Annotated in this window: 14 protein-coding genes and 1 pseudogene; 3 read left to right on the top strand and 12 right to left on the bottom strand. The window is 37.5% G+C overall.

Annotated features, from left to right (window positions below; all coding sequences use genetic code 11):
- Positions 1-15 precede the first annotated feature (15 nt).
- From narI to JCM12304_RS14965, 8 genes and pseudogenes are all read right to left on the bottom strand, one after another.
- Positions 16-588: a respiratory nitrate reductase subunit gamma gene (narI, locus tag JCM12304_RS14935; protein WP_256200844.1), complete on the bottom strand. Its 573-nt coding sequence runs from the start codon at positions 586-588 to the stop codon at positions 16-18.
- 40 nt (positions 589-628) lie between these two features.
- Positions 629-709: pseudogene (locus tag JCM12304_RS20425) on the bottom strand (respiratory nitrate reductase subunit gamma); the annotation flags it as partial.
- Positions 710-722: 13 nt separating this feature from the next.
- Complete coding sequence (gene narJ, locus JCM12304_RS14940) at positions 723-1,325, bottom strand: nitrate reductase molybdenum cofactor assembly chaperone (protein WP_019378448.1); 603 nt, start codon at positions 1,323-1,325, stop codon at positions 723-725.
- Between the two features lie 4 nt (positions 1,326-1,329).
- On the bottom strand, positions 1,330-2,823 hold the full coding sequence (gene narH / locus JCM12304_RS14945) for a nitrate reductase subunit beta (RefSeq protein ID WP_060681271.1): 1,494 nt from the start codon (positions 2,821-2,823) through the stop codon (positions 1,330-1,332).
- Complete coding sequence (locus JCM12304_RS14950; protein ID WP_060681273.1) at positions 2,813-6,496, bottom strand: nitrate reductase subunit alpha; 3,684 nt, start codon at positions 6,494-6,496, stop codon at positions 2,813-2,815. The genes narH and JCM12304_RS14950 overlap by 11 nt, the downstream gene beginning before the upstream one ends.
- Positions 6,486-6,770, bottom strand: a complete 285-nt coding sequence (locus tag JCM12304_RS14955) for a hypothetical protein (protein WP_060681275.1) — start codon at positions 6,768-6,770, stop codon at positions 6,486-6,488. The genes JCM12304_RS14950 and JCM12304_RS14955 overlap by 11 nt, the downstream gene beginning before the upstream one ends.
- Before the next feature lie 14 nt (positions 6,771-6,784).
- On the bottom strand, positions 6,785-7,090 hold the full coding sequence (locus JCM12304_RS14960; protein ID WP_060681277.1) for a hypothetical protein: 306 nt from the start codon (positions 7,088-7,090) through the stop codon (positions 6,785-6,787).
- 18 nt (positions 7,091-7,108) lie between these two features.
- Complete coding sequence (locus JCM12304_RS14965; protein ID WP_060681280.1) at positions 7,109-7,528, bottom strand: hemerythrin domain-containing protein; 420 nt, start codon at positions 7,526-7,528, stop codon at positions 7,109-7,111.
- Between the two features lie 235 nt (positions 7,529-7,763).
- On the opposite strand from JCM12304_RS14965, the gene JCM12304_RS14970 reads away from it, so the two are divergent.
- Entirely contained in the window at positions 7,764-7,961 is a 198-nt protein-coding gene (locus JCM12304_RS14970) for an acylphosphatase (protein ID WP_060681282.1), read from the top strand.
- Between the two features lie 133 nt (positions 7,962-8,094).
- On the opposite strand, the gene JCM12304_RS14975 is transcribed toward JCM12304_RS14970, so the two are convergent.
- Positions 8,095-8,334 (bottom strand): ferredoxin family protein, encoded by a 240-nt coding sequence (locus JCM12304_RS14975; RefSeq protein ID WP_019378441.1) that lies wholly within the window; start codon positions 8,332-8,334, stop codon positions 8,095-8,097.
- 191 nt (positions 8,335-8,525) lie between these two features.
- On the opposite strand from JCM12304_RS14975, the gene JCM12304_RS14980 reads away from it, so the two are divergent.
- Positions 8,526-9,716 carry a M14 family metallopeptidase gene (locus JCM12304_RS14980; RefSeq protein WP_060681284.1) on the top strand — a complete coding sequence of 397 codons (1,191 nt, stop codon included), beginning with the start codon at positions 8,526-8,528 and terminating at the stop codon, positions 9,714-9,716.
- Between the two features lie 48 nt (positions 9,717-9,764).
- Here the strand turns inward: JCM12304_RS14980 and JCM12304_RS14985 are convergent, their stop codons facing one another.
- The 3 genes from JCM12304_RS14985 to vrrA all read right to left on the bottom strand — a co-directional run bounded on the left by JCM12304_RS14985 (position 9,765) and on the right by vrrA (position 11,540).
- On the bottom strand, positions 9,765-9,971 hold the full coding sequence (locus JCM12304_RS14985; protein ID WP_019378439.1) for a DUF6501 family protein: 207 nt from the start codon (positions 9,969-9,971) through the stop codon (positions 9,765-9,767).
- A gap of 36 nt (positions 9,972-10,007) precedes the next feature.
- Positions 10,008-10,976 carry a peptide-methionine (R)-S-oxide reductase MsrB gene (msrB, locus tag JCM12304_RS14990; RefSeq protein WP_060681286.1) on the bottom strand — a complete coding sequence of 323 codons (969 nt, stop codon included), beginning with the start codon at positions 10,974-10,976 and terminating at the stop codon, positions 10,008-10,010.
- A 75-nt stretch (positions 10,977-11,051) separates the two neighbouring features.
- Positions 11,052-11,540 (bottom strand): VrrA/YqfQ family protein, encoded by a 489-nt coding sequence (gene vrrA / locus JCM12304_RS14995; RefSeq protein WP_019378437.1) that lies wholly within the window; start codon positions 11,538-11,540, stop codon positions 11,052-11,054.
- Between the two features lie 353 nt (positions 11,541-11,893).
- Here vrrA and JCM12304_RS15000 point away from each other — a divergent pair, with 353 nt between their 5' ends.
- Positions 11,894-12,211, top strand: coding sequence for a YolD-like family protein (locus tag JCM12304_RS15000; protein WP_060681288.1), 318 nt, complete (start codon positions 11,894-11,896; stop codon positions 12,209-12,211).
- The last annotated feature ends 300 nt before the right edge of the window (positions 12,212-12,511 follow it).

Consider the following 12,511-nt stretch of genomic DNA (forward strand, 5'->3'; position numbering starts at 1 on the left):
CTAAAAATACTATACTTATTTATTTTTTTTATATTGTGCTCGCGACCTGTATTGTTGAGGTGAACGGACCGGATATGCTACAGGAATTGTATAAAAGTGGATTAATCGCGTAAATGGTATAGAAGCAAATAATCCGAAGGCCAATAAAGTATGAACCTTAAACAATACAGGTATCTCGCTCATTAACTGATAACTCGGATTAAGGGTAAACAAACTTCGAAACCATGGACCAATCGTTGAACGATAATCAAATTCTTCAGGTGTTACGTTCTGAAATAGTGTCATATATAACCCAATACCTGAGATAATTAATAAAGCAATTACTGAATAAAAGTCAGCAAAGGTTGCATGTATACGAACAGGATCTATTACAATCTTACGAATAAGCAGGATAATAAGCCCAACAACTACCATTATTCCTGCTAACGCTCCACCATAAACAGCCCCTATATGGTAAAGATGGTTTGTAACACCTATAGCATTGTAAAAGCTTAAAGGCAATACAATCCCCATAATATGCCCAATGAATGCAAAGATGATCCCGTAGTGAAATAAGGGAGAACCTAAGCGTAACCATTTTTTTTTCAAAAAATTCGGTTGATGGAGCAGCCCATGTTAGCTGACGAAAAGCAAACCGATATAATGTTCCGAATACCATTATAACCAAACAGATATACGGAAAAACGACCCACCAAAAAATGTCGCTCATTTTAATCCTCCTATCATTTATACATTATGGGATAAGGTAATTCTTCAAGGTCAGCCTCTTCACGCTCAAATTCCAATTTCTTAATATCTTCTCTTGTCGGTTGTGGAAAAACAAAATCCATTAAGACACTGAAAATACCGTAATATGGATTATTCTCTGGTAAATGCTCTTTTATTCTTTGTAAAGCAACCGAAAGTCTCTTGACTAGCCGAGCACTATTTTCTGTTTCTGGAGAAACGGCTAAAAACTCTAATAGCATAGGTATATAATCAGCCAATTCGTTATCTGTCCGATCATAACCCGCTACATTAATCAACTTCTGTAATTTAATTAATGCTGCACCTCTTTTCGGACTATCCCCAAGTTCATGTGCAGAGAGATACAAGCCAAATTTTGCCTTTAGATCAAAAATGGACACATATAGTTGTTGTAATTCTTCTGGTTTAAAATCGAAAAGCGGGTTTATTGCTACTTGCAATCTATTGCGAGCAGCTACTGATGGAATTTCTTCAGACATACATGCATTTATATCTTCCTTAGCTTCAAAAAGATCCGCATCAGGATAAGATAATACCCTTGAAGCTATGATTAGTATAGCTCTCTCTTGTGGTCCCATATTATCATCTCCTTCTCTGCATGTTTGTTACAATCCCTTCAGGTGGTGCCAGATCTTCTAAACTGCATATTCCTTGCTTAGCATATAAATCATCATCCATTTCTCTTCTGCCAGTGGGAATAACAAACCTTTCATTATATTTTGCTACTCCTAGTAATCTCGCCATATCTTCAATTTCTTCCGGTGTCGTGTTAGCTTCCTTTAATAATTCACTTTGTCTAAATTCATCAATTCCACCAACTGTTTTCCCTCGCATATGCACACGCATGGCGGTTAACTTCAGAAGCACATTACGAATTACTTCTGTATCGTCAGCTGCTAGAATAGAGGCTAAGTATTGAATAGGTATACGCATTTGATCGACAGCTGGAATATAGCCATCTGTACTAAGCTCTTCTTCATTGGTGATGTGATTCATAATTGGGCTTAGTGGTGGTACATACCAGACCATCGGCAAAGTTCGATATTCCGGATGTAGTGGCAATGCTATTTTCCATTTCATCGCCATTTTATAAACAGGTGAATTTTGGGCACCTTCTATCCATTCATTATTTATTCCCGCTTTTTTTGCTTCTTTTATAACCTCCGGATCAAAAGGATCCAGAAATACAGATAATTGAGATTCGTACAAGTCTTTTGGATCTTCTACAGACGCGGCTGCTTTTACTTTATCTGCATCATAGAGCACTACTCCTATATAGCGAATTCTACCGACACATGTTTCAGAACAAATCGTTGGCAGACCTGCTTCTGTTCGTGGGTAGCAAAAATTACACTTTTCGGCCTTATGTGTATTCCAGTTATAATAAACCTTATGATAAGGGCAACCACTCATACAAAAACGCCACCCTCTACAAGCCTCCTGGTCTACAAGAACTACACCATCTTCGTCTCGTTTATAAAGTGCGCCAGATGGACAGGAAGCAACACATGATGGATTAAGGCAATGTTCACATATTCTCGGCAAATACATCATAAATGTTTTTTCATACTCCATAGAGATATGTTCTTGTAGCTTCTCAACGGTCGGATCCATGGAAGTTGTCTCACTACCACCAGCAAGGTCATCATCCCAGTTAGGTCCCCACTCCGGTTTATCGATATATTTACCGGTTATCTGGGATTGAGGCCTTCCTACAGGCAAATTTTCACGCTTCGGACTATGAATTAAATTATCATAATCATATGTCCAAGGCTCATAATAATTATCCATTGATGCCATGTCCGGATTATAAAAAATATTCATCAGTTTGGAAATGGGACCTCCAGCTTTAAGCTGTAATTTGCCATTTTTTAATACCCAGCCTCCCTTGTAGTGGCCCGTATCCTCCCATCTTTTTGGGTAACCAGGCCCCGGTCTGGTTTCGACATTATTAAACCACATATATTCAGTTCCAGGACGGTTTGTCCACGTGTTTTTACATGTTACTGAACAAGTGTGACATCCGATACATTTGTCCAAGTGCATCACCATAGCGACCTGTGCCTTAATTCTCAAGCCAATCAACCTCCTTTAATGCTCTTATGACTGCAACTGTATCTCTTTGGTGACCAGTAGGACCATAATAATTAAATCCATAACTTAACTGAGAGTATCCACCAATCATATGTGTCGGTTTCAAAGTAATTCTTGTTACACTGTTGTGCGTGCCACCACGTTGCTTATTAATAGATGTTGCTGGAACACCTAAAGTTCTATCTTGCGCGTGATACATATAAACCATGCCTTTTGGAATTCGGTATGTTAATACAACTCTTGCAGCAATTGCTCCATTTCGGTTATATACCTCAACGAAATCATTATCTTTTAGGTCGATCGATGCCCCATCTTCTTCATTCATCCATATTGTTTGCCATCCTCTGAACAGTGTCGACATATTTGTTGTGTCGGTAAACATCGTATGAATACCCCATTTTTGGTGTGGTGTCAGATATCTGACTGTAAGAGATTTACCGCTTTCCTCAACACCTTTTTCTTTCTTTAGGAAAGGATCATAACTTAATGGAGGCAGATATAGTGGTAACCCTTCTCCAAAGTCAAGCATCATTTCATGATCCATATAAAAACTTTGTCGGCCTGTCAATGTTCTCCATGGTATATTGTATTCAGTATTGACTGTAAATGGAGAATATCGCCGATGGTCTTTTTCCAAGCCGCTCCATACAGGAGTTGAAATAGCGGTTCTAGGTTGAATTGTTAAGTCATCTAACGTGTAGTCCTCTTCCTCCCTTGCTTTTGCAATTTCCTCCAATTTCTGACCGGTTTTTGCCTCCAGTGATTTCCAACCTGCAACAGCTCGTTTTCCATTCGTAGCACCTGACATTAAAAGAATGGCGTTGATTGCTTGTTTATCTGTATACAGATCAGGCTTACCTTTTCCAATGCCTTCTCTGGAAGATGCTCCTAATCTTGCGCTTAGTTCGTCATGTACGGGTTCACCAGGTATAGTTACTCCCTTGCCACCATACCCTTTCTTAACCAGGTCTCCAATCGTAGTCATCTTTTGGTATACATTAGGATAATCTCTTGGCACTATCTTAAAGGATGGCATCGTTTTACCAGGGATGGGCTCAACTTCACCTTTGCGCCAATCTTTAATCTTTCCTAATGATTGAGCAATTTCACCTTCCGTATCGTGTGCAAGAGGTGACATTACCAGATCTTCTGTAGCAGGCAAATGTTTTTCTGCTAACTCAGAAAATACCCTGCTTATTTCCCGAAACGTATTCCAATCACTTTTAGCTTCCCATGGTGGTGAAACAGCTGCATTAAAGGGGTGTACAAATGGGTGCATATCTGTACTGCTAATATCATACTTCTCATACCAAGTCGCAGCAGGCAAAACGATATCTGAAAATAATCCAGAACTAGTCATCCGAAAATCAACACTAACGAGAAGGTCTGCTTTTCCGGTTGGGCCTTCACCTTCCGCTTTCACAGTTTCCGGCTTCCAGGAATTTTCTGGTTCTGCCATTACTTGATTATCCCCACCAACTAAATGTTTAACAAAAAACTCGTGTCCCTTACCACTATCACCTAACAAGTTTGATCTCCAGTTGAAAAATACCCGCGGAAAATTTCTAGGATCGTCTGGGTTCTCAATTGCCCATTCTATATGTTCATTCTTAATCTGCTTAACTACATCTTCTATAATTTCTTGCTCCGTTTTAGCTCCTCTCTCTCTACTTTCTTTAACTAAATTTATGGAGTTCTGAGAGAATTGAGGGAAAGAAGGCAGCCATCCAAGTCTAACTGCAAGTGCATTTAGATCGGCCGGATGCGTTTGATCGTACTTGCTAGCCCAATCCGTTTTCACTTCTTGATCTGGCTTGGTCTCATAACGGAATTGGTCTGTTACAAAGTAAAAGTAAGAAGTGCCATTCTGTAGGCGTGGTGGTTTTTGCCAGTCATTCGCAAAAGCAACTTGTTGCCAGCCTTCCTGTGGCCGAACTTTTTCCTGACCAACATAATGAGCCCAACCACCTCCATTTACACCTTGAGAGCCAGTTAATAATACAAGATTAAGGATTGCTCGGTATATATGATCACTATGATACCAATGGTTTGTACCGCCTCCCATTGCAATCATGGATTTTCCCTTTGTACGTTCCGCATTATCCGCAAATTCTCTTGCCACTTGGGTAACATGGTTTTTACTTACTCCTGTGATACTCTCCTGCCATGCCGGTGTATATGGCTTAGGGTCATTGTAATCTTTTGGATAATCGCCCGCTAATCCACGGTCGACTCCCGTATGTGCCATCATTAAATCATAAACAGTAGCTACTTTTAATGTTTTTCCATTAATATCTTTAATGTTTTTAACCGGTACTCCACGAGTCAATGTATTCCCACTTTTTTCTGCAAAATAGGGGAATTCTACCATTGCTATTTCATCGGAATGATCAATGAAGCTTAATCTTGGATCAATTGAACTTCCATCCTCTTTATTTAATTCTAAGTTCCATTGATTGCTTCCATCCCAACGAAAGCCCATGCTGCCATTTGGTGTTTCAAGCAAATTTGTAAGCTCATTCCAAACCAGCGTCTTCCATTCACCTAACGAAAGGTCTTTTTGTATATCTGAAGAACGGAGAAAACGATCAGAACGCATCTTACCATCCTCATTTTCTTCAATCGTTACTAAAAACGGCAAATCCGTAAACTTTTTTGCATATGATGTAAAATAAGGAGTTTCCTTTTCTACATAAAATTCCTTTAAAATAACATGTGTCATTGCCATTGCTAAAGCAGCATCCGTTCCTGCACGGGCCGGAAGCCAAATGTCTGCAAATTTTTCGTATTCCGCATAGTCCGGACTCACGCCAACCACTTTTGTCCCATTATATCTTGCCTCTACCATGAAATGAGCGTCAGGCGTACGTGTTTGAGGAAGGTTTGTCCCCCAAATTATAAAATATTTGGAATTGTACCAGTCAGCGCTTTCAGGTACATCCGTTTGCTCTCCCCATACTTGAGGAGATGCTGGTGGTAAATCTGCGTACCAGTCATAAAAACTTAATATTGTACCTCCGATTAGAGATAAGAATCTTGTGCCAGCAGCATAACTAATCATTGACATAGCAGGAATAGGGCTAAAACCGGCAATACGATCTGGTCCATACTTTTTAATTGTATGTATGGAAGCGCTCGCAATAATTTCACACATGTCTTCCCATGTCGCACGGACGAAGCCACCTTTTCCTCTTGCTTTCACATATTTTTCACGTTTTTGAGGATCGCTGACAATTGTTTCCCAAGCTTGGACCGCATCGCTTGCCTTGCTGCGCTCTTGCTTCCAAAGCTCATATAAATCACTACGAATATAAGGATACTTTACGCGAATAGGGCTGTAAGAATACCATGAGAAACTTGCTCCTCTTGGACAGCCCCTTGGTTCATATTCTGGAAAATCATCCCCCGTACTAGGGTAATCTGTTTGTTGAGTTTCAGAAGTTATGATTCCATCTTTCACATATATTTTCCAACTACATGAGCCAGTACAATTTACTCCATGTGTAGAGCGAACAATCTTGTCATGTTGCCAACGCCGCCGATAAATATCTTCTGAGTCTCTCGGCCTCTTGCTCTCTTCTGTCCAATTATCGTTAATCTTTTCACCAGGTTTAATATGCTTTAACGCTTCGAATAGTTTATTCTTACTTCTCAATTTTACTACCCCCTTCTAACTGGCCTTTTATTGGATCAAATCGATCACCAAGTATTTTAAAACTATCTTGCCCTTCCTCTAGTTCTTCCAGGAATACAGATAAACTAGAGACATTAGATGCAACTAGTATTAATCTTTCTAAGCTATCATACGACTTAATCTCATAAATACGTTCTGTCACTTGAGGCGGCACTTCTTCAAAGCGCATTTTTAGTATTGCAATTAAATCTTCCCGATCTTGGACAATATTGGCTTCATCTTCAAACATGAACATCTATCTCCACCCCTTTACATTTTCATCATTTTGTAGTAATCAGCTATCATTGTTTCCTTGCACTTTTCACCAAATTCCATAATAAATGGTTTTATATTGTCTTCTTTATTTTGAATTTGCTTTAAAGAAAGAGTTATTTTTTCTTGGTGACTGTAGTCCTCTCCAAAAGCGAAAGAGAGCTGATAACCGTCATGTTGATTCATTACAAATACTTGAATGTCATATGAGTGGATATTATGTTGCTCTTCAAGATATTCAATAATATATTGATAGAGTTCGGGCAGTAGGATGCGTAAGGGCTGCTGAGTGGATCTTTCCATATTTTTAAGCCTCCTTTTTTAATGTTCAGGGAGCACTTCCATTTCTTTTTGATTGTGTAGTTCATCTATAATAATTAGAGATTGAAAAAGTTGTACAATGTTATCAGAAATAGTTTTCTCTTTATTAAATTTCTCTTTTATATCCTTAATTATGATACGTAACAAATTATGATCTCTCGTTAATGCAGTAATTTCACTTTGTAGATCAGGATTATCTTTTACAATTTCCTTATATAAACCGGCTTCCTCTTCTTCTGCGTGTCGAAGCGTACGAGTTTCCCATTGTTCTACAAGAATATAACCAACTTCCAATGCTTTTTTATGTTGTTCTTTAATTACTAGCTGATCAAGCAGATTTGTTAATTCAATTGCTTCATTTAATGCTGCTTCATGTATGGCCGAATGGCTGTCTATTTTCCTCAATGCAGGTCCTGACATTTTTTAATCACTCCCTTAACTTTAATATTATTTCTAGTTTTTAACATAAAGATACTATGATTTTCCATTTATACTACGTATTTTCAGCATATCACTAATGAAAATTCAGAACAAATAATTATAGTAAATATTCTAAATAGTGTGATCATCATCACACTATTTTATATTTATAGTAGTTTAAATAGACCCTGTTTAGGTTATTAGTTATAAAGAGAATGAATTGAGGTGACTTTTTATGAGATTAATGCTATTAGTAAGTGGAAAGGTTCAAGGAGTCGGGTTTCGTAATGCAGCTAAGCAATATGCTGATATAAATGACATTACCGGTTGGGTGCAAAATCAGGATGACGGCACCGTTAAATTGGAGGTACAGGGAAAAGAACAAGTTGTAAATAAATTTATTGAGAAAATGAATGAAAGAAGGTTTCAATAGTTTTATTCGCGTAAATGATGTACAAATTATTCACCAAGATGAAGAAGTAAGCTATAACAACTTTAAGATAAAATAAAGTTTCTGTGAATTAAAAGAGCAATAAAAAGATCACTGTCCTCGGACAGTGATCTTTTTATTGCTCTTCGAAGAATTTTCGATTCAAAGCAATATATTCAGTTTCCTCTTCCGGTACTTCATCCTCCATATAGATGGCCTCGACCGGACAGACAGCCTCACACGCTCCACAATCAATACAAATATCCGGATCAATGTAAAACATATCTTTACCTTCTTCTATACAATCAACAGGGCAAACTTCTACGCACTCCCCTGCTTTTTCATCTTTGCACGGTGATGTAATTATAAATGCCAATTTATTTTTCCTCCTTAAGCTGCTTCTGAAAATGAGTGGGATGAATGATCTTATTTATATCACCATTATTATAACGTAATTATCTTAAAAAATAAAAGATATAGAGGTTAAATAACAATCTCTCCTTATTGTATACATGTTTTAACGTTATCTTCATATGAATTAGTATTCGAGGTTAAGGAGAGATTGCCATGGAGATTAAGGTACGTAATGGAGATACATACTGGTATTATAGCCAGTTATTTGGAATTCCACTGATCTTGATTGAAAATTCAAATCCATTAATTAGCGCAGAAAAGCTTACGGTTGGTCAAATAGTACAAATACCAGGGTACAGAAAGACATCATATACAGTACAAGCTGATGATTCGTTTTGGACGATATCGCTTACGAATAATATTTCTATAGATAGTTTATTGCTTTTGAATCCAAGTGTAGACTCCCAAAACCTGCAAATTGGAGATATTGTATCTTTACCCAAAAAGGTAAGTGAACTAATTATTAAAGACGTAAATAACTACACATACGAGAGAATGGTTGCTGACCTAAATGAACTATCTAATATTTACCCGTTTGTTAAGAAGCAATCGATCGGAAATTCAGTGATGGGTAAAGAGCTAATTGAACTCCAGATAGGAAATGGAACAAAGCAAGTTCATTTAAATGGAGCTTTTCATGCAAATGAATGGATTACTGTTCCTGTACTAATGCGTTTTATTAATGAATATGTTCTTTCCTTAATAACACATGAACCAATCCGAGGTATGTTTACACTTCCACTATATATGGAAACTAATTTATCCATTGTACCAATGGTTAACCCTGATGGCGTTAATCTTGTATTACAAGGTGCAACCACAGCCGGGGAGTTTAAGGAAGAAGTATTAGAAATCAATAATCAACAGAAAGATTTCAGTAACTGGAAAGCAAATATTAGAGGGGTAGATTTAAACAAACAATATCCTGCCCTATGGGAAACAGAAGCAGAAAGAAAACCTACAACGCCTCAACCACGAGACTTTCCAGGGTATGAGCCATTAACTGAACCTGAGTCGATTGCTATGGCAGAACTTGCTGATAATCGTAACTTTTCGATCGTAAATGCTTTTCATACACAAGGGGAAGAAATTTATTGGGGATTTCAAGGTATGGAGCCACCAATTTCAGAGCAAATTGTAGAGGAATACTCGCGCGTGAGCGGGTATGCACCAATTAGATACATTGATAGCTACGCTGGGTACAAAGATTGGTTTATTCAGGAGTTTAGACGGCCCGGGTATACGATAGAATTAGGTAGAGGAGTAAATCCTTTGCCAATTGGTCAATTCCCGGAAATTTATCAAAGAAGCTTAGGAATTATGCTCGCAAGTCTATATGTGTAAACAATGGTTTACTAACAAAAAGCAACAGGATATTCCTGTTGCTTTTTGTTAGCTTATTTCTTTAAAATACTCTTTTAAGAACCCACCAATGCGGTTGCTGTTATCAATAATAAAATAAAATTCATCTGTTTCATTCTTTACATCGTACTTCTTTCCAGGTGTAAGCTTATCATGCACAATAAATTTCTTGGCATCTACATGAACACATTCTATTTGCTTGATGGTTTCTTTGTTTTCCCAATTTAAATGAATCATTTATATTTCCTCCGTGTTTACATAATAATATTATAATCAATTAGATGAATGAAATAAATAATGGAATTGTCCGTAACCTTCTTCATCCATCTTCTGTTTTGGTATAAAACGCATGGCTGCAGAGTTCATGCAATAACGTAACCCTCCAGCTTCTTTGGGCCCATCATTGAAGACATGACCCAAATGAGAGTCAGCATTTTTGCTTCTGACTTCTGTACGAATCATTCCATGCGACTTATCTGTGTTCTCTTTAATATGGTAATGATCAACTGGTTTGGTAAAGCTCGGCCACCCGCAACCTGCGTCAAATTTATCCTTAGAAGAGAATAACACGTCACCAGAAACTATGTCTACGTATATCCCCTCTTCTTCATTATCCCAATATTCATTTTGGAAGGGTCTTTCTGTTCCATTTTCCTGTGTAACTTGATATTGAGTAGGAGTCAATTTTTTCTTTAGTTCACTCTTTTCTATTTTCGGTTGCCAGTTTGATTTGATAAAATCTTCTCTTCCAGACCCTTTCTTATATAGACGGTAATGGAAGGACTGCTTCTTGTAATAATCCTGATGCTTCTCTTCCGCTTCGTAAAAAGGCGTAGCAGGTAATATCTTTGTAGCAATTGGTTGATTGAACTTTCCGCTGTTATTCAATTTCTGTTTGGAAGCTTCCGCTATTTGTCGCTGCTGTTCATTATGATAAAAAATCACTGTCTGATAGGACTCTCCCCTGTCATTAAATTGACCTCCAGCATCTGTCGGGTCAATTTGCTGCCAAAATGTTTCAACAAGCTGCTCAAAGGACATAATAGCAGGGTCAAAAGTTATTTGTACTGCTTCCACGTGGCCAGTTTTATTTGAACAAACCTGCTCATACGTTGGGTTTTCTATATCTCCCCCGGTATAACCCGACACTACTTTGATGATACCCGGTCTTCTATCAAACGGTTCTACCATACACCAGAAACATCCACCTGCAAATGTAGCCAATTCTATATTTTCCTTCATTTTATCTGCCTCCATTCCTTTATCTATACTATCTCTATTTTTTCGTTTATTAGAAGAAAAATCAAGTTTCAACTGTTAGATATATAATTTTGGTTGAGAAAGACCCCGGGTATCTTTTTTTGAAACTATCCGTTCATCCGATTCGACTTGGATACTCTCGAGCAAAATTTTATCTTCCTCTGCTCCTTCATTTTCTGTTGTTTCTTCTATATTTTCCATATCTTTAAATGCCTTCATCATTCGATACATTGCAGGCAGGTTTTTTACCATCGGTCCATACTCCTGGACAAGTGGTGCTGTTGTTTGCACCATCTTTAATATGTTCTGCACATTGTCTAGTTTGCTTGTTATTCCTCCGCTTGTTGCCAAAGTTGAAGCGGTGTTAGCTGTATTATTTAAAGCACCAATTCCCCCTTTTGGTCTTATAAACCTGCTAATAAGAGATTGCAGCCCTTTCTGCCTTTCTGGATAGTTCATTGCCTGGGAAGGCATAAGAAAATTTGCTGATCTTTCTAAATTACGATAGGGGTATAAGCCCATTCTATGTTGATTTGGGTTAAACATAACAGATCCTCCCTATACAAAGCATAGTCTAGGTTATTGTACGCTGTGGATTTTAAATTGTGTAGGCATCTTACGGTTGTCTATATAAATAAGTCCCTCACATAAAAGGAAATAACGAGAAATATTTCCCGGGCAACCGCATGAACCTACAAATTACAGACAAAATGGGGATTTTTTTAGCGAATTAGAGAATATTTTGTAGAGACCTTGCATTGATTACCTAAAAAAACAGCTTTCTTTATTGACCTATATTATCAGTTAATTGATCAAACGTTTGTTTGAAAATATATAGCAACGTTTTTTCATTGATAAAAGAACCTATGTTCGCTTATAATAATAAAGAGGTGGTAATAATGGTTCAAGATAGAGGGAATATAAAATGGTCATCTATGATGCTGCCAGAGCATGCAGAATTGCTTAAAATCATGTGGGCAGAAGATAAGAAAATAACAAGACCCTTATTAGATGAACAAGAAAAGGAAAGGCTAAATGAAGTGATCGTTCTGGCCCTTAAAAATCAAAAAATCATCACGGTTAGCGCATACCATAATAATATGATTATCAATTATAGTGGAGTGATTAAAAAAATAGATGAGATTAATAATAAAATCCTACTTCAAAATGGAGAGAATTATTCCATTCCAATAATGGATATTGTTGATGCACGGTAAGAGTTTAAAACACAGAGGTTGTGCTGTTTGTTGGAATGATCATAGAAATAATACATGGTGGGCATTGCTGTTTATGCATAAGCTCATAGTAAATCAAAGTTTTGGTTCTACTGCAAATGTTGGGGTACAAACGTATTTTGTTCATTCATAATTGGAGGAAAATGCGACGTAAATTTATTGATGAACAACTCAGTGAAATATTTGAGGAGAAGTGCCCCATTGATTTTCGTTGCATGCGGACGCTTTCACACCTCCGGGTACAAGCGCGACATCTGCTCGTAATCTCGCAGTGTCTTCTTT

It is taken from the genome of Virgibacillus halodenitrificans JCM 12304, from assembly GCF_001310895.1.
GTDB lineage: Bacteria > Bacillota > Bacilli > Bacillales > Amphibacillaceae > Virgibacillus_Q > Virgibacillus_Q halodenitrificans.